Raw genomic sequence first — 18,496 nt, forward strand, 5'->3', positions numbered from 1 at the left:
TACACGGCTTTTCAGCCCCATACACGTCTTTTTGTTCACACAGCTATCAAATACTAGCCCATGCACGATAATTGTTTTACAAGCCTTTTATGGCGACTTGCTTAGGTCGCATGATTAGTTATCTAGTGCCGGCACAATTGAACACATACAATTTGGATGGAACGGGTACATGTTTGTACCAATTTCAGCATCTGACATCTTATATGGCCCGTCTTTTGCAATGCTGATACATACCTGGCACGCCTTGCGTTCATAAATAATGTCATACATATCAATGCCAGTCTGTTTGTAACTGTCTTGCTGTACTTCACCCTGCACACGGGCCGTTTCCGTAATTAAAAGCCTTCCAACTTGCGCTGGTTGTGCTTGAAACACGTCTCTGAAGTCCTTGTTGAACTGATTAGGGTTTTTACCTTGTAAAATCACTCGGTTCAGCGTTTCAGATAACTTATTCTTAAGTTGTTCTTGGTTATTCCAGATATTATCACTAAATGAGTAAGAACCCTTACCAGCTAGTGAATAATTAGCGTTTACCATTGACTTAATAGCCGTTTCTGTAGCGCCAACACTTGAACCAAGGATAGTTGACTGCCGTTTGTACTCTTCCATGGCCTGACTCATCAAAAAGTCTTCCGTTTGGCTTGTTACTTTGCCGTTTAGCCGGTCAACTTCTAATTGCATTTCCAATTCCAACAATTTCAACCGGCTTACCCTAATTTTCAGGTTGTACAGCTTCAAATCCTTGTTTGCCTGTTCAGAAAAGTCTTTTTCAGCAACATATTGCTTCACTTTCTTCTCAAAACGTGTCACATCTGTCTTATCAGCCAATTTCATGGCATCTGCCATCGTCATTCCTTGTCCGCTTGCATAACGGGCATAATTCCTGACAATATCGTCTTGGATGTCTTGCAAAGCCTGTTCATATGAGCCATTAGTCACTTTTAATTCGTCATTGACTGCTTTCTTGATATCTTCAGCGTGGTCTAACTCACGTTGCACCCAATATGACTTACTCTTGTCCACCATCTACTTCATCCCCTTTGTCACTGTCAAACTTGACGTTATTCATGGGTTCAGACTGGTCAAGACCTTCTTCTTGTTCTTTAGCAAGATTGTTCTCTTCATTGGTGGCATCCGTGAAGTGTGTCTGGTCATACATCGTCTGGCGTGACAATGGAATACCAGCATTTGTCAGCATTTGCACTTCTTCAGAAACGGCATAAGGCAAGTTAGGTGTGAATGTTGCTGTTACTTGACCAACGGTTGCTAATCCATTAGATAGGTTTGAACTCAGACTGCCAAGCAACTGATAACGCTTAGACAAAGACCGCTTGAATGAGTTGATAGTCTGTGCAATGGCCTGCTCAAAACCAAAAATCTTGTACCGCATTGACACGCCACTTGCGTTTCCACTGAAGCTTTCATCTGAAAGATTAGGAACGTTTGAGAGCGTGAAGATGTCTTTATACAGTCTTTGTTGATAGTTTTCTGAAGCTTCTGAATTAAATTCAGTGTTGATATACTTGGCATCAACACTGGTTGTGTTTCCGTTACGGTCTGAACCTGATTGCAAGGCCAACACACCATATTTCTTGATGTTCTTAATCAATTGATTGACACCATCACCATCTGGTGCTTGAAAATCACCACTGATAACCAATAATGAGTTGACCACATCAGTCATGTAGTTTGATGTGTCTGAATTGACAGCATCGTAAGCATCAATCAAAGAAATCACATCTTCATACCAACCTGTCCGATAACGATTGCTGTTGTATTCCACAATTGGCAATGAATTATAGAAGTGTGGTGTTTCATCGACAACCGTCATTGAACCGCCGACTTGTTCAGTAATATTTTTGAAAGTGATAATGCTGTTAGTCGTGTACAAACTAACCGTGTACTGTGGCACACCTGAATTCTGCAAATCTTGCAACTGCACCAAGCGAACACCAGCGACCGGATTTTTCTCAATGGTATTGTCATAAACAACAAACGTTTCAAAAGCATTTGATAGTTTCACATTGTTTTGTGAATTTCCATCACGATATTGCAACTCATAAGCCCGGCCAAATTTAGCCACGTCATACATTAATTCATTATCAAGCGTTGCCACGTCATTATCATTATTGAATTCATCAACTGCTTCTTGTTGCTTATCATCAGGTACTGAATATTTGACCGGCACTGATGTTGAATAACCAGCAACGAACTGTGCAATAATCTTTCCGAAATTGTGTGCCCGGCGATAATCAGCTTTGCTGTCTTCATTGCGACTAGGTCGACTATAAATGTCAGTATTTAGACCTTTAGAATACTGATCTAAAACTTGCAATCGTGGAACTTGTTTGGCAAAGAAGTGACTAATCATCTTAGCCAACAATTCATAGTTGTTAGCCGTCAAATCGTCAATCGAGTTCACACGATAGTTGATATTTGATTCCGTTGAAAAAGGGAACTGACTCTGATTAAACAGGCCAATTCCCTTTTCAAAATTATTTACTTGCGCCATTTAGATATATCCTTTCAGCTTTGATAAGTCGTCAATTGACATGGTTGACTTTCCCTTTTCGATTGCTAACTTGTCGTTATAAATGACATAACGAATTGCATCCATTAAGTGATCGTTTTCCTTGACAACGTCACCATTCTTGCCCCAAACGTAACGATAGATTTCGCTCCTGAATGTCGGGCAGTCATCATAGACAACATTGAATTTATTGTTGTGTATCTTTTCAGCGACTGCTTCAATTCCATTTGAAACGTTCTTGTCAGCAAACACTGCTCGGATTCCGCTTTGTTTCAAGTCGTGAATGTGTTCAGGGTTTGCCGTATCACAGTAGAATATAATGTTGCCGAATCGTGATTGAATATCTTTCGCCACATTAATCCAGTGGTCGATAGGCTTTTTGTTGGCAACGTGTTCTTCCATCAATGTATACTTACCATTCTTGTAACCCATCACAGCAAAAGCGGTCGGGTGGTTGAACCCCCAGTCGACTCCAACAATAAAACGTTCATACGTATCATCAAAGGCCTGTTGCTTGCTAATCGTCATAGTGTCTTTGTCAAACTCTCCATACACAGCACCTTCACCAGATACCCACAATCCTAGGATGTCCCGGTCATAAAACACACCCTTTGGCACAGTTGCCTTGAAGTTCTTTTTATACCCTTCATCCAACATTTCATTATCGTCAAAGGTAAAATGATATGCCTGAATACCGTCATGTCCTGACTTTTCAATATAGTCTTTTAGCAACCAGTGTTCAGGGTTGTCAGGGTTGGTGTCACAAATTACTACCGCACCTTTACCTGAACAACGTGATCTAATTTCGTTGAACGCTTCTTGATTACAAAGACTCGCTTCATTGATGTACGCACCGAAGGCCGTCATTCCACGAATTCTTCCGATACCACCTACTGAACCGGTCGATGTCTGCACCACGTGAACACCCATTAAATCAAAGCCGTTGTATCTATCAGTCTTGATTTTGATACCCATGTTGTTTAGTTCAGCAATGATATTTCGCTGGATGTTAGATAATGTATAACCAGCCAAGATGTATTGCGGATTTTCAACACCAACTTCATTTGCGTTACGCTTAGCATTGGCAATCATCATGATGAAAAGTAAGTTGTTCAGGAATGTTTTTCCCGAACGTTTAGCCCCGTAAATAATCAGCAACTTCAAGTCGTCCATAATCCGGTTGACATCAGACACCACGTACTTTTGCTTAGCCGTCAGTTTCATTGATTTCACCTAAGCTTTCTGCGATGCTGCCAAGCAAATTGTCTTGCTGATTTCCGCCACCTTGTAACTCCTTAGCCTTAGCTGACAAGATGTCTGCTTCAGCGGTCACCTTGCGCAACTGCTGCTCGGCCATTTTGTCTGAACCAGGATAACGTTTAAGGATTTCTTTGGTAGCACTGATTCGTGTCTTTAAATCTGCTTCTTTCTCGGTTTCTTCAATACCAAATGGCGTGGACATGACGACCGTTTCCTTTATCTCACCTCTAGCTATACTAGTCAATAGTTGAACGGCTTCCTTGGCGCTCATAATGCGCTTAGAATCAATTTCAGCCATGCGCTTGTCTATGTATTCTTTGATGACAAGCTTTGACAAGTTTTGCTGTCCAATTTGTCTAGCCGTTTTCTTGCTGTAACCCGCTTTAATAGCGGACTGAGTAGCATTGCCTGACTCAATGTATTCATCTGCCCATTTAAGTTGCTTTGGTGTCAGTTTCATGTCATTGTCGCTCCTCCTTTCATGTTGATTTTTTATGTATTAAAAAAGGCAGCTACATGCCGTCTAAATGATTTCGTAATTCTTCTTGAAGTCATCAGGATTCAATGGATAACGGTTACCGTCTGCTTCCGTAATGATGTAATCGCCCTTGCTTGGTCATGAATCTTACCTTCTGGGTTCTGAATCTTTCTTTTAAAAATTACCATTGTTTATCTCCTATTCAAAATAACTAGCGAAAGGATAAAGCAGTTCATCGTTTTCTCTAGTATCATCAACGGTCATTGCTGTAACAGAAAATTCCATTGGCTTATCTTTATTTTGATTAATGTACTCGGAAGCATTATCAGGACTTGAAAATACACCTTCAACCCAAAGGCTATCTCCCCAATCATCCCCTGTTTCCTCACCAGTAACTAAGTATACTTTTTTCATTTATCTATCCACTTCATATGCTTTCCGTAATTGATCGCACCAAATCGAAAACCTGCCCGCATATTCGCATGGCGGTAATTGTGCTTTTCAGGGTGTTCATCTGTACGACTAGCAAAATGTTCGTTCACTTCGGTCGCCTGTTGCTTGTGGCGTTTGATACGCTCATTTTTTGATTCCATAAGCACCTCACAACGCTAGAGCACTCATCAAGAACTTAAATCCCGTGACTAAGATAGCGAACCCAGCAAATGTACCACCGGCAATCAAAGCAATTAACGCTACCCCTGATAGTGTCATAAACGTTGTACCGATAACCCAACCAACAACTTCTCCAATTTTTTCAAGCATTACTATCCTCCCAAATAAAAATGGTCAGTGCATTATTTGCACTAACCACTAAATAAAAAGAACCATTTCCAAAATGGAAACAGTTCGATATGTACGTAGTTGCTTTCCGCCAGGAAGCAACCACAGGCTCGCTAACAAGGTATCTAATCTTGGTCACGGCAAGCTATGATTCTGGATGGAGTCGAACCATCATCTGCAGATTAACCGTCCGCTGCTCTAACCATTGAGCTATAGAATCATCTGCCAACCATTCCAGGCCGGCTATTTCAAAGGAGCGTAGGTGTTTCCGCACCCCGCAGAAATTCTTTTGCAAAATTTCTATACTACAAATATAACACGTTTTTTAGGGTAAAAAGTCGCATGATAGTCGCATGTTTTCAGAGGGTCAAGTTTTCCACAGGTCTTGACCAATGAGAATTGTAATACTTTTCTTTAGCATGTTGCACATCACGAATGCACTGACTCTTAGATTTATAGACCATCTCGGCAATCTTGGGCCACACATAATTCTTTTGTTCGTCATAATGATAATCCAACATCGTGACGAGCTGTCGGTCAATTGTTTGCATAAACTGCTTAACCGATTCATAGCGAATGGTAAGCTGAATCATTTCGGGATCAGACTCTTCCCTAATAATCTGATTATCAAGAGCTCGATTGACTTCATTTTGTTTTTTCCCGCCACCAACATTTTCATCACGAACAGGATTATCAAACCGCAATTCAAAGCGGCGCCAATCAATCTGCTTTTTGATTGTTCCAGAGAAATAATCAGTAAATAACTGATCCACCGTATATCCCAAATCTATCACCACCTTTTAACAAAATCCTAAAAGAATAATATTCATCACTAACCTGCTCAATACCAACTAACCGTCCAACAGCGTACTGGTCATTGGATTTATCGGTAACATCAATAATCAAAATTTCGATTTCAGTGTCTTCAAATAAAGTATTATTTATTTTTTTAAATATCTTAGTGTTTTGATGATTTGCAGTAAATCTAAAAAAATTCTTATCGGGCTTGTCAATACTTTTAACAACACCTGATAGTAAAGTGGCGTTCTCTGATGTTGCTCTATTCAGAGGTCTAAAAAATATCTCAATCATCTTACATTTCCTAACTTCTAATACTGATTATCGTTAATCTTTGAAACCTCAACGACAATCTTCTCTTCGTCACTAAATCGCTTCTTGGCGTTGATGTCGCATATCATGGCATCATCCTTCCACAGAATGCCGTTTAAGGCGTCCTCGGTACTCTTAATGTAATTGCTCAGGTCTGGCTTCTTATTGGGCAACAGTTCCCCTGAAACGGCCATATCACGCTTCTTATTGCTTAGTGACTTAGGCGGAAGAATGTAGAAAGTCACGTTCAACTCTAGAGCACCGCTCAATGGCTCAAAATAGTTCACACTCTTTTCAAGGTTGGCTAAATATGCCAGCTTCTTTTTGTATTCAACAGTATTTTTTGGATCGTACAGGAAAGGTTTCCGCTTAGTATATGTTTTTGAACGGTTATACTCGCTCTTCATGCCTATACGTGGTCGTTCTTGTTGCTGTGGTTTAATATCAAACTCAATTCTCATTTTATGTCACCATTATCGGACTTAAACTCGTGAACCGCCACCTTTGGTCGTTGCCTTTCAAGTTCAGCAACTAACTCAATAGCCCACTCAATGCCCTTATAAATGAGATAGGCCACTACTGTGAGCAGATACATAGTCACAATGATTACTAGAGCGATTGCGGTAATTGGTAATGCCATCACTTCTCCTCCAATTGTTCAGGATTCTCGTGAATGTTGCCAATCACTTCAATGGTGTGATTATCGTTAGCGGCCCAATATTCTTGCCGAGCAACTTTGCCGGCAAAGTTAATGCAGTACCCATACTTTGGAATGTATTCAACAATTCCAATTTTGTCATCAGGCGATAAGATAACAACGTGCAACTTTACAATATCGCCCTCATAGATTCCCTTACCGTTCTTGTCATGCAGTCCTGTGAATTGTTCAAGTACAGCATTATGATCAACTGCTAATATTTCATAACCTGACAATTCGCCAACTTCGCCGTTGTACGGGTCAATTACATATTCAGCGCTACCAATGTATTTTTCGAATTCTATGTTCCACGCCCTAAACTTAATCTCTCTCATCACTCCACCTCTTCCGTATTTAGCCTTATGCTAGGTCGTTTACTAAATCGTTCCACTCGCCTAATTTATTGGCTGGGATATCATATTCAAATTCATATCCCATCATTTCGGCCGCTATTTGTCTCGCTGCATACTCGCCCATTTATTCGACCTCCAACATCTTCAAATTCATATTCCACTTTTTGTATTGTTCGTCTGTTAGATCAATTATTTTAGGTTCAAAATTTTCTAACAATTTTGTCGTAAATCTATAAGCAATTCCTTGCTCTTTCATCCGATTATCAAGACCCGTATAAGAATCAAGAAGTAGCTTTTCATCCTGGTACATTTCTCCAAGCGCTTCGGTAATATCAGTTACGCATCCAGTTTCATTAGCAGACGTATTAATTTCTGGAGACAATGGAAAATATCCATCTCCGTTCTTGTTTACCCAAAATGTAGCCTTAGTCATTTTCTTCCCTCTCATGTCGCTCATCTCTTTTTTTATCACTGTAACCAGTTGCTGATGGATAAAGCTTTTCAATTTCTTCAGTTATCCTGATACCTTGCAAATGATACATACCTAGGAACTTCTTATCGCCCCAATTATGCTGCTGCGTATGATGTTCACGACATAATGCCATGGCCCGCAACCCAACATGGTCCATCTGTTTTCGGCTGTTGGTAAATCCAACTGTGTCGATATGGGCCAACTCGGCTTGCCTACCGCAGATAACGCACATCTTTTTCATCATGCAGGCATACTCGAATTTGGCAATGTATGGATCATCTAGCCATTCAAGCGGTCGATAACTTAACGTCACATCGTGCTTGAAACAGAAATCCAGTAGCATGTCGATAAATGAATTGGCATCCGACATGTTTCCCTTTGATTTCGATAGGCTAAAGTTCTCAACTCCATAGAACTTGTCCATGGCGAAGTAGAACGCCCGCTTAATCAATTCAGGCTCTCCAGCGTATTTACCACCTATCTCAGACTTAGCAATATCGCCAATCAGTGCATAGGCAAAATTACGCTGTTTCAGGCTCACAGAGCGACCGTCTGTGAAAAGCAGGCTAACTACACTCGAACCAAATTTATCGAGTTCTATGAGCTTATCTGGCTCTGATAATTCAATTGTGACCACGTTGCCTCGTTTGCTAAGCAACTTGCCTGCAACTTCCATTCTTACCTCTTACGCCTCAGCTACTGCGTTAGTGCAATACCTTTTCAAAAAGTAATCCATACCCTTTTGGGTAACTTTAGTGGTCCGATTGACTCGAACCTGTCCGTTTTCCATGATTGTTTCGGTCGTGTTGACCTCGAACAATCCTTGCTTCACAAATTGATGATTGGGCAAATTGAACGACTCGCCCTTTCGTCTGCACAGATAACCTTCATCTCGCAACAACTGGAATAGCGTGTTTTGTCCAATTCGGAAGCCGTTCTGAGTTAAGAACTCAGCCAGTGTTTTAATGCTGCTTGTGTCCTTACTCGATTTGATACGCTTTCCAAAGTTGGCATCATCCATGACTAACTTCATCTGGTTTTGCGCAAAGATAACCATCTGGCTCATCTTGTACATTGGATCATTGAAGCGCTCTTCAATGTCGATAAAGTAGTTACGAATCTGATGGCCAACATCTGTTTGACTCATCATGGCAATATGCTTAGCTGACCGAACGTCAAGTTGGTAGTCTTGAATTACCCTCTTACCGCCATTTCCAACATATGTAGGTACACCTACACATGTATAATCTTGGTTTTCAACTAGTGTTCGACTAGCTGATTTCCACCATTCTTGGAAACGCCAATTAACTTGCAGCGCTTTGTAGAGTTCTCGTGCAGATACAGTTGGTTCTTTACCTGCCGATTCGTTTAAATTAACTAGATTAAATCCGCTCATCCTCTTCGTCATCTAGTGATTCCTTTTCGTTTTTCAAGATATAATCGACAGAAACGCCATATAACTCTGCTAGTAACACCAGATGTACGTCTCTCACGCTCGTCACGCCCGTTTCCATGTTGGACAGGCTAGATGTACTCATCTTCAACCCCTTTGAGGTTGCATAGCGACTAACGTTTGCAAGTGAGTAATGATTCTCCTGTCGCAGTTCTCTTAGTCGATTCATCATAGGTGTGTCTTCCTGAAAATCAACTTAGCCATCAGTTCTTCTTGGCTATCGTGTGGCTGTTTTTCTGCCATCTCCTGCAATTCAGAATTTTTGGCAAATTTTGGTTCTTTCATTCCCTCAAGTCCTCCATGCCGCCAAAGATAAGTTGATTGGCTTCTTTCTTCGCAATTAAGCGGCTGATAATTTTTTCGTGGTAAGAATGTTCCAGGCTGTTGTTACCGCCTGTAATCTTCTGGTTTGTCGTGACAATGTTGGTCTTGATCCGCTTACCAAATTCATCTTTGGCCTGACGAGCGTCAGCAACCTCGAAGAAAAACTTCTGCAGCGGTTCACTAGCTGTCTTATCACTGTTGCCCATTCCGCCAGCTTCTGAACCGAAATCATCAAGCACCAAGACATCAACCTCTTTCATCAATTTCTTGGTGTAATTAACCATTTCCTGTACTTGATTGTCGTAAAAGTTATGGATCTTATCTGATAGCGCAATCGTGCTGACAAACATCACTGTTTTATCTGAGTGAACCCGTAGCGCTTCAACCATCGCCAGAGCCATTGCGGTCTTCCCTGTGCCAGCTTTACCCGCCAGGAGTACGTTGATACCAGAACCATCAATAATTCGCTTAGAGAGCTTCCTAGCGCGTAATTTCAACTCTTCAGCTTTGGCTCGGTTTACCTGTTGGCTTGGGTCCCACAAATCTAAGCTGAACTTTTGTCGGCCAGAGCCACCCCAAACGCTCCAAGTATCAAATGTCTTGCGCTTAGCATCCATCATTTTTTGATAAGCCTCTTGATCAACCTTCATTTCACGCATTTTTATATAAGTCTGCATTTCTTCTGGAGTTAGACCGCTCAGATGTTCCTTAGCTTTTTTGTAAGCTTCAACGCTACTAAGGTCCTCATCCATTTTTTTAACTGCTGTTGATAGGCTGTCCATCTGTTACCTCCAATCAGAAGTCCCAATCACCATAAGCACTCTTCAAACGTTCCTGGTCTTCTCCACCAGCAACACTGTAGTCATCATCCCAAGACCGTTTGCTGAAGAATGTTTCTCCTTGCTTGATATAAGACTTTTCTGTGTTCGCCACTGTTTTGCTATAAGCAATGATTCCATCTTGAATCTGATTATTAGTAACTCCATCTTTAATCGCTTTTTGATAGTGCTTGAATGCTGGCTTTTTACCTTCTTTTCGAGGGTATAACTTCCAAAGCGCTTCAAAGTCAGCTTTCTCTTGTTCCAAATCTTTTGATAATTTCTTACTGGCTGGTTTCTTGGGAGGAATATCATTTCCCTTCAGGGGAATGGTGGTATTACTATTACCTAACCTATCCTTACCTAACCTATCCTTACCTAACCTAACCTGTGTCTCCATTCCGTCTACAACTTGTATACATTTTGTATACGAACCATTTTCATCGATGGCCAATTGCTCTCGCTCACTGGTGTAGATGGTTTTGTTGTACCTATCCTTTTGGATATAGTTGTGAATTCTCCAATCTTTGATGACAACAACTCCGCTATCAAAAGGGAGTATGAATTGTTTTGCTTCCAGCAATTTTCGGTCATCTTCGCTAGATCCAACCATCCGCTGAATTGTCTTAACGTTTGATATGAATCCATCATCATCGGCGTGCATATTCAAGTGAAAATATAGTGCTTGTGCTGACAAAGGCATTTCCAAAAATATATCTGTATCAGTCACTTTTTTACTTAACATTCGTCTCTGTGCCATTTGTTACTCCTTAAAATGGCAGATCATCATCTGAGATGTCGATTTCAGTATTATTTACTGCCGTTTGTTGGGTATGCTGTGATGATTCATTTTCTGCTCGTCGCTTTTCCGCTTCCGCTTTGTTTTCAAGCAATGAAAAGTTGTCAACGACGACTTCTGTGACATAAACACGTTGGCCGGAATTGTTTTCATAATTACGTGTTTGCAACCGACCTTCGATTGCTACCATTGCACCTTTACCAGTAAAGTTAGCCAGGTTCTCGGCCGACTTTCGCCAGATAACAGCGTTGATGAAGTCTGCTTCACGTTCGCCATCATTGTTCTTAAATGCCCGATTGACGGCCAATGAGAACGAACCAACAGCTACCCCTGATTGGGTGTAGCGAAGTTCTACATCACGGGTCATTCGTCCAATCAATACCACTCGATTAATCATGCTGTTCCCTCCTCTTTATCTGTTCTTTCTGCCTTTGCTTTAGCTCGTTCTAATAAGTCGTTCACCAACGCTTCTGCCCGTGGATAGTCATTGACTGTTAGGTTATTTAAGTTGCTAACATTTAGATGATCATTGACGTACTTGGTGAGTGTTGTCCCTGTCAATTTTTCGGCATTACTAATCGTAATTTTTAAGATGTTGACCTGTTCTTCTGAAACCTTCTCAGGTTCAACGTCTGGCAAGTCTTCTCCTGCATAGATGTAAAGGCCTAGACCAAACATAGCCAAATTCTTTACAAGACACCGCATAACAGCCTTATTCTCGTCTGTTGAAGTCGGCTTCATTAGTGACTTGTTACGCATGTCCATCACAGGCAACCACATACCAAGCGTCCGCCCTTGAATTGTGACAGACGTCTTAACCGAGTATCCCCGTTGAGGATTTCCGAATAAATATCCGCCATCTTCGGCTTCTTTAACCTCATAAGTTGTGTCAGGGTAATTCTTCATAACTTCTGAGATAGCCCATGGCCATGACAAGTAATTAAAGTTTCCTTTTTTTTCGATATGGTCTTTGACATCAATTTCACTCAGTGTCTTAAATACTGATTTTGTTTCAGTCATGATACCTCCTAACCTTCACTAGTTCCTTGAAATTGGATACCCTTTCCATTCAAGAAGTCAGCAATTTCTTGCAACTCATCACGAGTACATGCAAACACCTTAAACGAACGATCATAGCGTTCTTCAACCGGTTTGATTACTTCGCCTGTTTCTTCGTCAACTTGCTTTGTTTGCGCTTGTGAGATGGCTTTTTCACGCTCTGCACGTTGCGCTGCTTCCTGTGCTTCTCGTTGTTGGTTAGCCCTCCGCACATCGAACTTCATGCCTTCAATCACATCAGGCATCGAATGATTATCCAACTGTTTGATGTAAGGGGCTGGGTTGACATTTAATTGACTAGCAAACTCCTTAACCATCTTGATTTCATTTTGTTCAGTCTTCTGGTTTGCTTTGTCAGTCATGATGGATAGTGTTAATTCGTTATCAATGAAACTGTCCTTTGGTTCAGTTCCGTTGAAGTTCTTCTTGTATAGCCACTTTTCATCAATGGGAATCCGTGGTTCATATGGCGTATCTTGATACTGACTGTCAATGTACAGCTTGATTTTGGCACGCCACTTTTCTTTCCACTCTTCTGTATACTTATCAAGTTGAACCTTGATGTTGTCCGAAGCCGACTTCAACTGCTTTTCGGCATTCATCATCTTTTCTTTGACTGGCAGCCAAGGAGCGAGCATGTTATTTTCAATATCAGAACGCCTGGAAGCCGATTCCTTAACCATCTTGTTAATCAGCGCTTTTTCGTCCTTAGCACCCTTCATGGTTTCTTCTGTCACGACAAAGTTGTTGCCATATTCAACATACTTATCGACCATGGATAGGTACTGATCTAAGTTTTTAAACTCAATCTTGCCGTCTTGGATTAATTCAGACGGAAGTGTAATTGCTTCTGTCATAGTTCTGCCACCTCTTCACGTTCTTGTTCACGTTCCCATTTCGCTTCGTCAGCTAGATGTTGCTCTAAACCATCTGCAACCCTATTTCCTGTTGTTGCCATATTTAGTCCTCCCATCCGATTAGATATGCTGGTCTGACTCCGTAAAACTTAGCTAATTTTTCCCATGTTGATTTTTTTGGTTCAATTTTATTGTTTTCATATCTAGATAAATTCACATCACTAATTCCAGTTTTTTCTGAAATTTCTTTGAGCGTTTTACTTTGTTTCTTGCGCATTTCTTTCAATCTGTTTTTACTCATACGTCCTCCGTGGTACAATAGAGGCATAAAATTATTTCCCGATAATTTATGCCTAAGCTCGCTCTGCTAAGCGGGCTTTTATTTTGCTTTCTTTTTGTCATCACATCCTAGTGAGTAGCCAATTTCAAACGCAGTTACTGTGATGACTACCAGTGTGACCAACGTGGCTACAATCGACCATAATTGGTTAAATTCGCTCATTATTTCTCCTCTACATTTTTGGATTGTAATTAGTAATGCTGTCCAAGAACTCCGCAATTTTAAACTCTACGTAGAATGGTTTTTCTCGACCAGGAACTGTCGTGTATGGACAACCAGGCATGTTAATCAATATCTGAACGTTGTCTCTCGTTGTTTCCATTGCTTCTGCTAAATCTCCAATACTGTTAAACCATCTCGCTCCGTTACGTGACAGTGGTTCGATTTCTTTCTTCATGTGAGTCACCCCCTCTTTTTTATTTTTTTGCTATCCTTTAGTTACTGGCAGTGACGTGCCTAGTAAATTAGAAAGGATAAAATATGTTTATTTTTTTAAATAAAACAAATAATGAAAACAAATTTGTAGATGGCGTTTCCAAAGCAGAAATTTTGTTTAAAGACCAACAAAATATTATTTTTGAAGACATGCAAGATGCTTCCCAAGCTTTGTTTAAAGATAATTGGATCAGTGTAAAATTTGATGATAAATTATCTTTATCTGGACGTTCATACCTACTCACTGATTTCAGTTCGTGACATTGAAAGAATATAGTCAACCTTATTGGTTGGCTTATTTTTTTCATCAAAAACTCGTTTGACGTTTATTTGATCTAAATTCCAATCCTCAAAATAACTGCCAATTGATTTCAACGTGTTTTCCTTGAATTCTTTTTGCTGTTTCAAATCAAACCTCCTTTCTGTTTTCTGTTATCCTTTTATTACTGGTAGTGATGTGCCTAGTAAATTGAAAGGAGTTAGATTATGAAATTAAACCTTAACCAAATTAAGATTGCCCAGATTGCTTTGAACACAATTTCTGAATTGACTGAAAACGCAAAAATTAATTTTAAGTATGAAAACAGCTCAATTATTGTTGCTTATAATAATCAATTTGTTCAAGCAGACTGGATAGAAAATGATCACTTGAATAATTTCTATAGCAAAGCCCGAAGTGACATTTTTAACAGTCATCTTGAAAAATTTACACACCCGTTTTCAGAAGATAAACTTAAATATTTAATTGGCAATTTCGAAGATTTAATCAATTTAATTATTGAAATTGCAACTGATGTTGATATTGATTTATCAGAAATGTCAGTTGGAAATGTTCAATTTTTGAGCAATAGTTCAACTTTTGATGACTATCATTTTTCTTCTGATTCTGAATTTGAAGTCGTTTCATTATCTGGTTCAATTACAGATAATTCAGGAATAAATTGATTGATTTCATCAATTGCTTCGCGAAGCACAGTCGCTGCAGATTGTGCTTTTTTTAATGACTTTTCTAATTCGCTATAATTACTGATTGTTGCGTTCATAATGAATTCTTTGTTGAATTCTTTTTTAGACATATTGTTTTCCTTTCTTACAAATCAATTCCCAAAATCTTGGCAGCTTGCTTCTGAATCTCAATATCACGTGGTGTTGTGTTGCCCTTCAACGCTCGGCTTAATTGAGCAGGTGACGTGTGCAACATTTCAGCCAATTCAACTTGCTTAATGTTGCGTTCCCACAAGGCATCCTTGAATTTCTTTTCAACATTACGTGATAGACTTTCCAATTCCGTCATTTTTATTCTCCTTTCAGTAATTTTTTCATCAAGTTGTTGACTGATTTTACTGTTTACAGTACAATCAGGGTATAATAAATAAACAAGAAAAACATATACGACTACTGCATGACCGCCAAATCATTTATTTAATCGCTTGTTTTTTGCTTGGTTATTTATTGCTTAATTACTTGATGAATTAATAATAACGGTAAACAGTAATTATGTCAACACTATTTTTCTGTTTTCAGTAATTTTATTTCGTCAAAAATGGGAGAACCGTTGATATGACTATATTTGACAACATAAAAATAATTGCTAAAAAAAGGGGAATGAATCTAAAAACAGTTGCTCAAAAGTCTGGTTTAGGAGAAAACGCAATCTACAGGTGGAAAAATGAAACGCCTAGAATTGACTCTTTGAACAAGGTTGCCAAGACTTTAAATGTAAAAGTATCAGAAATAACTGGTGAAGATGAAACAAAAAATAAACCTTCTAAAGTTGACATCTTAGACGATGAAGTTATCCTTGCTTTTGACGGTATGGAGATACCTGAAGAAGATAAGGAAAAGTTACTTGATTATGCTCGCTATGTTATGGAACAACGGAAGCAAGGAAAGCGTGGAAGAATTAGATGAATGAATTTGTTGATCAGTTAGAAAACATTGCATACAAGAATGACATCACTATTCTTGATGTGTATGATTTAGACAAATCAACATCCGACTGTGCCATCATGTCGGTCAGAACAATATTTATGAACTATTCATATGATAAGGTTTCATATGCTTTCAGATTGGCCCATGAGATTAGCCACATTTTATTTGGTAATCCAGAATCACAAAACGTCTACTATTTCAGCGAGTGTGGCAAACGTGGTGAAGAACTATGTGCACATCGACATGCCATTGAATTATTGATGGGCATCGAAAGGCCAACTACCCCACTAACATTCATGGACTATTTCAAAGTTCCTAGTTGGTTATCAGATGAAGTGACGATTAGCTATAATAAAGTTAAAATTTAAATACGGGAGGTATTATTATGAACTGTGCAATATGTGGTAATAAGTTAAAGTCTTTTCAGGGTTTTAAAGTAAATAAAGTTAAGCAAGATTTTGTTAGAAAAATATGCGGTAATTGTGTAGCAAATCTTGGTATTACTAAAATTGATTCTGAAACTAAAAACGCACTACTACTTTCTCATATTGAAGATTTAAAAAATCTAATTGAAAATAATGAAAAATTTAGCGCAAGCGTTCAATTAGAAAAATCTTCTACAGAAAAAGAAGAAGAGCTAAAAAACGAAATCGAACAGCAAGAAAAATTTAATGATGTAAAAAATGATTTTATTATCAATGGATCAATTTATTCAGATGTTTTAATGCGTGATGATACTAAAGAAATTCTTTTAACGAAAAATAATTCTTCATGGTATAGAGTATTTCAATATTCTGATATTGAAACGTTTGATCGTAAAATTGATGAAGATGTATCTTATAACACAAAGAAAAAGAACGGAATTACAAGAGCAATTGTAGGTGATATTATTGCTGGTCCAGTAGGGGCAATTGTTGGTTCTGGAACTGCAAAAAGCAGTTCTACTGAAAATCGTGAAATAAAATCAATTGATTTTTCTATTAGATTTAATTCTGGTTATGTTTATTCAATTAGTTTTTCTGGTTCAAATAGTGATATTAAAAAAGCCGATTCTTTATATGTACATTTAAACGGAATTATCAATTCAAACCAAAGCACCATTCAATCATCTGATAGCAGTTCAAATAACATAGATGATCTAACAAAACTAAAAGAATTAGTTGATGCTGGTGTGCTTACTGAAGAAGAGTTCACAGCTAAGAAGAAACAAATATTAGGTATTTAATCAATGCCCCCTTGTGGGCATACATAACAAATTAGGGCGCAAGCCTTTTTATTTGTACCAAAAAGGAGATATTATGGCTAGTTTTGTAAAATTAAGCCCAAATAATTGGAGAGCATTCACATCAATCACGGTAAATGGAAAGAAAAAGCGCCCAAGCAAACAAGGTTTTAAGACAAAAAAAGAAGCCCAATTATGGGCATCATCAATTGAATCTGGTGTTGCTGAATCATCAAAAAGTAAATATGAAGATATGCTATTATCTGATTATTTTGAAAACTGGGTTGATACTTATAAAAACGATTTGGAAAGCGCCACTATCTATCAGTATCAAAACACACTGGATAACATCAAAAAATATTTACCACATACTATATTGACCGATTTTACACGTTCTGATTTCCAAAACTTTATCAATGATTTCGGTTCAGACCATTCCAAAGAAACTGTTGCTAAACGAAAAAACCATATCAGCCAATCGCTAAAAGATGCCTATGCTGATGGAATAATCGACAAAGACCCTACTATCAGAATTAAGCTAGTCGGATTAAATGGTAAATCAGCTGATGATAAATTTCTTGAAACAGATGAACTGATTAAATTGAATAATTATGTATTAACTAAATTAGCTGAATATCCACATGCTAGTTCTTATCTTGCTATTTATATATCAATCCATACTGGTATGAGAATTGGCGAAATCATGGCACTCGATTCATCTGATATTCATTTCAAAAACAAAGTGATTTCAGTCAATAAAGCATTAGATCAGTATGGACATGTTAAATCAACAAAAACAGAATATAGTAATCGTGTGATTACAGTTGATGATGACCTATTAGCACAACTAAAAGGCATCGATGGAAGAGTGGCCAACATCAGTAATTATGGCGCTGGTAAGACACTTAAAAAAGCAATTAAAGAATTAGGAATAAAAGAAGTCACTTTTCATGCCTTACGCCACTCTCATGGCAGTCTTCTTCTATCACAGGGTGTTGATATTAAATACGTTTCAAAGCGCTTAGGTCACAAGAATATATCGACTACAATTGATACCTATACACATCTTTTAGATGCTCAAAAGGTGACTGAAGATGAAAGGACATACAACATCATGTCTTCTATTTTTTAACGTGAAAACCGTGCAAAAAACGTGTAAAAAAATAATAAAAACTACTTAAAACGTCTTAAAACGTCTGAAAAATAGATATTCAAAAACAAAGAAAAACCGCTCTACACCAACCATTAAGGCTGATATAAAGCGGTTTTTAAATTGTGCTGTATTTTAGCAAAGATGCCGACTAGCGGACTCAAACCGCTGACCCCCTCATTACTAGTGAGGTGCTCTATCAACTGAGCTAAGTCGGCAAAACCAATACCATACTATATTATCATATAGAAGCTGATATATCAACAACATTTTCAACAAATGTTGCGATACGGATGACAGGAATCGAACCTGCACGGATTACTCCACTGGAACCTAAATCCAGCGCGTCTGCCAATTCCGCCACATCCGCAAAGCTTTGTTTTCGCCACTTATTAAGACTTTCAAACAATCCTAAGTCGCTTTGACA

At 38.7% G+C, this 18,496-nt stretch carries 32 protein-coding genes and 3 tRNA genes; 6 read left to right on the top strand and 29 right to left on the bottom strand.

Features of this window, described 5'->3' with window-relative positions; genetic code table 11:
* Positions 1–114: 114 nt before the first annotated feature.
* The 25 genes from AOQ29_RS03860 to AOQ29_RS03970 form a co-directional block, all read right to left on the bottom strand.
* Positions 115–999, bottom strand: coding sequence for a minor capsid protein (locus tag AOQ29_RS03860; protein ID WP_158530744.1), 885 nt, complete (start codon positions 997–999; stop codon positions 115–117).
* Positions 1,000–1,009: 10 nt separating this feature from the next.
* A complete protein-coding gene (locus tag AOQ29_RS03865; protein WP_061993222.1) occupies positions 1,010–2,512 on the bottom strand; it encodes a phage portal protein in 1,503 nt (500 codons plus the stop codon).
* Positions 2,513–3,754, bottom strand: coding sequence for a PBSX family phage terminase large subunit (locus AOQ29_RS03870; protein ID WP_061993223.1), 1,242 nt, complete (start codon positions 3,752–3,754; stop codon positions 2,513–2,515). It abuts the gene before it with no gap.
* The gene (locus tag AOQ29_RS03875) at positions 3,738–4,250 is read right to left on the bottom strand and encodes a terminase small subunit (protein WP_061993224.1); all 513 of its coding nucleotides are present in this window, start codon (positions 4,248–4,250) and stop codon (positions 3,738–3,740) included. Before AOQ29_RS03875 ends, AOQ29_RS03870 begins: the two co-directional genes overlap by 17 nt.
* Before the next feature lie 216 nt (positions 4,251–4,466).
* The gene (locus tag AOQ29_RS03880; RefSeq protein WP_061993225.1) at positions 4,467–4,682 is read right to left on the bottom strand and encodes a hypothetical protein; all 216 of its coding nucleotides are present in this window, start codon (positions 4,680–4,682) and stop codon (positions 4,467–4,469) included.
* The gene (locus tag AOQ29_RS03885; RefSeq protein WP_061993226.1) at positions 4,679–4,861 is read right to left on the bottom strand and encodes a hypothetical protein; all 183 of its coding nucleotides are present in this window, start codon (positions 4,859–4,861) and stop codon (positions 4,679–4,681) included. The genes AOQ29_RS03880 and AOQ29_RS03885 overlap by 4 nt, the downstream gene beginning before the upstream one ends.
* Before the next feature lie 7 nt (positions 4,862–4,868).
* Complete coding sequence (locus AOQ29_RS07690) at positions 4,869–5,030, bottom strand: hypothetical protein (protein WP_158530745.1); 162 nt, start codon at positions 5,028–5,030, stop codon at positions 4,869–4,871.
* Positions 5,031–5,196: 166 nt separating this feature from the next.
* A tRNA-Asn gene (locus tag AOQ29_RS03890) sits at positions 5,197–5,268 on the bottom strand.
* Positions 5,269–5,407: 139 nt separating this feature from the next.
* The gene (locus AOQ29_RS03895) at positions 5,408–5,821 is read right to left on the bottom strand and encodes a DUF722 domain-containing protein (RefSeq protein WP_061993227.1); all 414 of its coding nucleotides are present in this window, start codon (positions 5,819–5,821) and stop codon (positions 5,408–5,410) included.
* Complete coding sequence (locus tag AOQ29_RS03900) at positions 5,802–6,140, bottom strand: hypothetical protein (RefSeq protein WP_061993228.1); 339 nt, start codon at positions 6,138–6,140, stop codon at positions 5,802–5,804. Before AOQ29_RS03900 ends, AOQ29_RS03895 begins: the two co-directional genes overlap by 20 nt.
* 17 nt (positions 6,141–6,157) lie before the next feature.
* A complete protein-coding gene (locus AOQ29_RS03905) occupies positions 6,158–6,619 on the bottom strand; it encodes a RusA family crossover junction endodeoxyribonuclease (protein WP_061993229.1) in 462 nt (153 codons plus the stop codon).
* A complete protein-coding gene (locus AOQ29_RS03910) occupies positions 6,616–6,798 on the bottom strand; it encodes a hypothetical protein (RefSeq protein ID WP_061993230.1) in 183 nt (60 codons plus the stop codon). The genes AOQ29_RS03905 and AOQ29_RS03910 overlap by 4 nt, the downstream gene beginning before the upstream one ends.
* Positions 6,798–7,190, bottom strand: coding sequence for a YopX family protein (locus AOQ29_RS03915; protein ID WP_083989273.1), 393 nt, complete (start codon positions 7,188–7,190; stop codon positions 6,798–6,800). The genes AOQ29_RS03910 and AOQ29_RS03915 overlap by 1 nt, the downstream gene beginning before the upstream one ends.
* 142 nt (positions 7,191–7,332) lie before the next feature.
* Positions 7,333–7,641 carry a DNA binding protein gene (locus tag AOQ29_RS03920; RefSeq protein WP_148666486.1) on the bottom strand — a complete coding sequence of 103 codons (309 nt, stop codon included), beginning with the start codon at positions 7,639–7,641 and terminating at the stop codon, positions 7,333–7,335.
* Positions 7,634–8,356: a putative HNHc nuclease gene (locus AOQ29_RS03925; protein WP_061993232.1), complete on the bottom strand. Its 723-nt coding sequence runs from the start codon at positions 8,354–8,356 to the stop codon at positions 7,634–7,636. Before AOQ29_RS03925 ends, AOQ29_RS03920 begins: the two co-directional genes overlap by 8 nt.
* 9 nt (positions 8,357–8,365) lie before the next feature.
* A complete protein-coding gene (locus AOQ29_RS03930) occupies positions 8,366–9,076 on the bottom strand; it encodes a phage antirepressor KilAC domain-containing protein (RefSeq protein ID WP_158530746.1) in 711 nt (236 codons plus the stop codon).
* Positions 9,063–9,305 carry a helix-turn-helix domain-containing protein gene (locus tag AOQ29_RS08355; RefSeq protein ID WP_061993234.1) on the bottom strand — a complete coding sequence of 81 codons (243 nt, stop codon included), beginning with the start codon at positions 9,303–9,305 and terminating at the stop codon, positions 9,063–9,065. Before AOQ29_RS08355 ends, AOQ29_RS03930 begins: the two co-directional genes overlap by 14 nt.
* 109 nt (positions 9,306–9,414) lie before the next feature.
* On the bottom strand, positions 9,415–10,239 hold the full coding sequence (locus AOQ29_RS03940; RefSeq protein ID WP_061993235.1) for an AAA family ATPase: 825 nt from the start codon (positions 10,237–10,239) through the stop codon (positions 9,415–9,417).
* Between the two features lie 13 nt (positions 10,240–10,252).
* Positions 10,253–11,035, bottom strand: coding sequence for a hypothetical protein (locus tag AOQ29_RS07965; RefSeq protein ID WP_061993236.1), 783 nt, complete (start codon positions 11,033–11,035; stop codon positions 10,253–10,255).
* 10 nt (positions 11,036–11,045) lie between these two features.
* A complete protein-coding gene (gene ssb, locus AOQ29_RS03950) occupies positions 11,046–11,471 on the bottom strand; it encodes a single-stranded DNA-binding protein (RefSeq protein WP_061993237.1) in 426 nt (141 codons plus the stop codon).
* Entirely contained in the window at positions 11,468–12,094 is a 627-nt protein-coding gene (locus AOQ29_RS03955) for a Sak single strand annealing protein (protein WP_061993238.1), read from the bottom strand. Before AOQ29_RS03955 ends, ssb begins: the two co-directional genes overlap by 4 nt.
* Positions 12,095–12,102: 8 nt before the next feature.
* The gene (locus AOQ29_RS03960) at positions 12,103–12,990 is read right to left on the bottom strand and encodes a DUF1351 domain-containing protein (protein ID WP_061993239.1); all 888 of its coding nucleotides are present in this window, start codon (positions 12,988–12,990) and stop codon (positions 12,103–12,105) included.
* Between the two features lie 103 nt (positions 12,991–13,093).
* Positions 13,094–13,291, bottom strand: a complete 198-nt coding sequence (locus AOQ29_RS03965; protein ID WP_061993240.1) for a helix-turn-helix domain-containing protein — start codon at positions 13,289–13,291, stop codon at positions 13,094–13,096.
* 78 nt (positions 13,292–13,369) lie between these two features.
* On the bottom strand, positions 13,370–13,492 hold the full coding sequence (locus AOQ29_RS08360; RefSeq protein ID WP_275936576.1) for a hypothetical protein: 123 nt from the start codon (positions 13,490–13,492) through the stop codon (positions 13,370–13,372).
* 10 nt (positions 13,493–13,502) lie between these two features.
* Positions 13,503–13,727 carry a hypothetical protein gene (locus AOQ29_RS03970; protein WP_061993241.1) on the bottom strand — a complete coding sequence of 75 codons (225 nt, stop codon included), beginning with the start codon at positions 13,725–13,727 and terminating at the stop codon, positions 13,503–13,505.
* 83 nt (positions 13,728–13,810) lie between these two features.
* Here AOQ29_RS03970 and AOQ29_RS03975 point away from each other — a divergent pair, with 83 nt between their 5' ends.
* Positions 13,811–14,026 (top strand): hypothetical protein, encoded by a 216-nt coding sequence (locus AOQ29_RS03975; protein WP_061993242.1) that lies wholly within the window; start codon positions 13,811–13,813, stop codon positions 14,024–14,026.
* Here AOQ29_RS03975 and AOQ29_RS07695 read toward each other — a convergent pair.
* Positions 14,003–14,173 (bottom strand): hypothetical protein, encoded by a 171-nt coding sequence (locus tag AOQ29_RS07695; RefSeq protein ID WP_158530747.1) that lies wholly within the window; start codon positions 14,171–14,173, stop codon positions 14,003–14,005. The two genes, AOQ29_RS03975 and AOQ29_RS07695, sit on opposite strands and share 24 nt — an antisense overlap.
* Before the next feature lie 78 nt (positions 14,174–14,251).
* Between AOQ29_RS07695 and AOQ29_RS03980 the strand changes: the two genes are divergently transcribed.
* Entirely contained in the window at positions 14,252–14,710 is a 459-nt protein-coding gene (locus AOQ29_RS03980) for a hypothetical protein (RefSeq protein WP_061993243.1), read from the top strand.
* Positions 14,711–14,855: 145 nt separating this feature from the next.
* Here the strand turns inward: AOQ29_RS03980 and AOQ29_RS03985 are convergent, their stop codons facing one another.
* Positions 14,856–15,059 carry a helix-turn-helix domain-containing protein gene (locus tag AOQ29_RS03985; protein WP_061993244.1) on the bottom strand — a complete coding sequence of 68 codons (204 nt, stop codon included), beginning with the start codon at positions 15,057–15,059 and terminating at the stop codon, positions 14,856–14,858.
* A 266-nt stretch (positions 15,060–15,325) separates the two neighbouring features.
* On the opposite strand from AOQ29_RS03985, the gene AOQ29_RS03990 reads away from it, so the two are divergent.
* The 4 genes from AOQ29_RS03990 to AOQ29_RS04005 all read left to right on the top strand — a co-directional run bounded on the left by AOQ29_RS03990 (position 15,326) and on the right by AOQ29_RS04005 (position 18,051).
* A complete protein-coding gene (locus AOQ29_RS03990; protein ID WP_061993245.1) occupies positions 15,326–15,676 on the top strand; it encodes a helix-turn-helix domain-containing protein in 351 nt (116 codons plus the stop codon).
* Positions 15,673–16,065, top strand: a complete 393-nt coding sequence (locus AOQ29_RS03995; RefSeq protein ID WP_061993246.1) for an ImmA/IrrE family metallo-endopeptidase — start codon at positions 15,673–15,675, stop codon at positions 16,063–16,065. Before AOQ29_RS03990 ends, AOQ29_RS03995 begins: the two co-directional genes overlap by 4 nt.
* A 17-nt stretch (positions 16,066–16,082) precedes the next feature.
* The gene (locus AOQ29_RS04000; RefSeq protein WP_061993247.1) at positions 16,083–16,922 is read left to right on the top strand and encodes an SHOCT domain-containing protein; all 840 of its coding nucleotides are present in this window, start codon (positions 16,083–16,085) and stop codon (positions 16,920–16,922) included.
* A gap of 73 nt (positions 16,923–16,995) precedes the next feature.
* Positions 16,996–18,051, top strand: a complete 1,056-nt coding sequence (locus AOQ29_RS04005) for a tyrosine-type recombinase/integrase (protein WP_061993248.1) — start codon at positions 16,996–16,998, stop codon at positions 18,049–18,051.
* Between the two features lie 163 nt (positions 18,052–18,214).
* Here AOQ29_RS04005 and AOQ29_RS04010 read toward each other — a convergent pair.
* Together AOQ29_RS04010 and AOQ29_RS04015 are read right to left on the bottom strand one after the other, a co-directional pair.
* Positions 18,215–18,287 (bottom strand) — tRNA-Thr (locus AOQ29_RS04010).
* Positions 18,288–18,357: 70 nt separating this feature from the next.
* Positions 18,358–18,439, bottom strand: a tRNA-Leu gene (locus tag AOQ29_RS04015).
* Between the last annotated feature and the right edge of the window lie 57 nt (positions 18,440–18,496).

It is taken from the genome of Fructobacillus ficulneus (assembly GCF_001047075.2).
GTDB classification, from domain to species: domain Bacteria; phylum Bacillota; class Bacilli; order Lactobacillales; family Lactobacillaceae; genus Fructobacillus; species Fructobacillus ficulneus.

Coding starts and splice junctions, on each gene's coding strand:
- AOQ29_RS04000 (WP_061993247.1), top strand. CDS start 16,083: ATGAACTGTGCAATATGTGGTAATAAGTTAAAGTCTTTTCAGGGTTTT.
- AOQ29_RS03960 (WP_061993239.1), bottom strand. CDS start 12,990: ATGACAGAAGCAATTACACTTCCGTCTGAATTAATCCAAGACGGCAAG.
- AOQ29_RS03965 (WP_061993240.1), bottom strand. CDS start 13,291: ATGAGTAAAAACAGATTGAAAGAAATGCGCAAGAAACAAAGTAAAACG.
- AOQ29_RS03870 (WP_061993223.1), bottom strand. CDS start 3,754: ATGAAACTGACGGCTAAGCAAAAGTACGTGGTGTCTGATGTCAACCGG.
- AOQ29_RS03900 (WP_061993228.1), bottom strand. CDS start 6,140: ATGATTGAGATATTTTTTAGACCTCTGAATAGAGCAACATCAGAGAAC.
- AOQ29_RS03875 (WP_061993224.1), bottom strand. CDS start 4,250: ATGAAACTGACACCAAAGCAACTTAAATGGGCAGATGAATACATTGAG.
- AOQ29_RS03910 (WP_061993230.1), bottom strand. CDS start 6,798: ATGGCATTACCAATTACCGCAATCGCTCTAGTAATCATTGTGACTATG.
- AOQ29_RS04005 (WP_061993248.1), top strand. CDS start 16,996: ATGGCTAGTTTTGTAAAATTAAGCCCAAATAATTGGAGAGCATTCACA.
- AOQ29_RS03885 (WP_061993226.1), bottom strand. CDS start 4,861: ATGGAATCAAAAAATGAGCGTATCAAACGCCACAAGCAACAGGCGACC.
- AOQ29_RS03905 (WP_061993229.1), bottom strand. CDS start 6,619: ATGAGAATTGAGTTTGATATTAAACCACAGCAACAAGAACGACCACGT.
- ssb (WP_061993237.1), bottom strand. CDS start 11,471: ATGATTAATCGAGTGGTATTGATTGGACGAATGACCCGTGATGTAGAA.
- AOQ29_RS03975 (WP_061993242.1), top strand. CDS start 13,811: ATGTTTATTTTTTTAAATAAAACAAATAATGAAAACAAATTTGTAGAT.
- AOQ29_RS03880 (WP_061993225.1), bottom strand. CDS start 4,682: ATGAAAAAAGTATACTTAGTTACTGGTGAGGAAACAGGGGATGATTGG.
- AOQ29_RS03995 (WP_061993246.1), top strand. CDS start 15,673: ATGAATGAATTTGTTGATCAGTTAGAAAACATTGCATACAAGAATGAC.
- AOQ29_RS03915 (WP_083989273.1), bottom strand. CDS start 7,190: ATGAGAGAGATTAAGTTTAGGGCGTGGAACATAGAATTCGAAAAATAC.
- AOQ29_RS07690 (WP_158530745.1), bottom strand. CDS start 5,030: ATGCTTGAAAAAATTGGAGAAGTTGTTGGTTGGGTTATCGGTACAACG.
- AOQ29_RS03930 (WP_158530746.1), bottom strand. CDS start 9,076: ATGAGCGGATTTAATCTAGTTAATTTAAACGAATCGGCAGGTAAAGAA.
- AOQ29_RS08355 (WP_061993234.1), bottom strand. CDS start 9,305: ATGATGAATCGACTAAGAGAACTGCGACAGGAGAATCATTACTCACTT.
- AOQ29_RS03940 (WP_061993235.1), bottom strand. CDS start 10,239: ATGGACAGCCTATCAACAGCAGTTAAAAAAATGGATGAGGACCTTAGT.
- AOQ29_RS03920 (WP_148666486.1), bottom strand. CDS start 7,641: ATGACTAAGGCTACATTTTGGGTAAACAAGAACGGAGATGGATATTTT.
- AOQ29_RS03985 (WP_061993244.1), bottom strand. CDS start 15,059: ATGACGGAATTGGAAAGTCTATCACGTAATGTTGAAAAGAAATTCAAG.
- AOQ29_RS03865 (WP_061993222.1), bottom strand. CDS start 2,512: ATGGCGCAAGTAAATAATTTTGAAAAGGGAATTGGCCTGTTTAATCAG.
- AOQ29_RS03990 (WP_061993245.1), top strand. CDS start 15,326: ATGACTATATTTGACAACATAAAAATAATTGCTAAAAAAAGGGGAATG.
- AOQ29_RS03925 (WP_061993232.1), bottom strand. CDS start 8,356: ATGGAAGTTGCAGGCAAGTTGCTTAGCAAACGAGGCAACGTGGTCACA.
- AOQ29_RS07965 (WP_061993236.1), bottom strand. CDS start 11,035: ATGGCACAGAGACGAATGTTAAGTAAAAAAGTGACTGATACAGATATA.
- AOQ29_RS03980 (WP_061993243.1), top strand. CDS start 14,252: ATGAAATTAAACCTTAACCAAATTAAGATTGCCCAGATTGCTTTGAAC.
- AOQ29_RS08360 (WP_275936576.1), bottom strand. CDS start 13,492: ATGAGCGAATTTAACCAATTATGGTCGATTGTAGCCACGTTGGTCACA.
- AOQ29_RS03970 (WP_061993241.1), bottom strand. CDS start 13,727: ATGAAGAAAGAAATCGAACCACTGTCACGTAACGGAGCGAGATGGTTT.
- AOQ29_RS03955 (WP_061993238.1), bottom strand. CDS start 12,094: ATGACTGAAACAAAATCAGTATTTAAGACACTGAGTGAAATTGATGTC.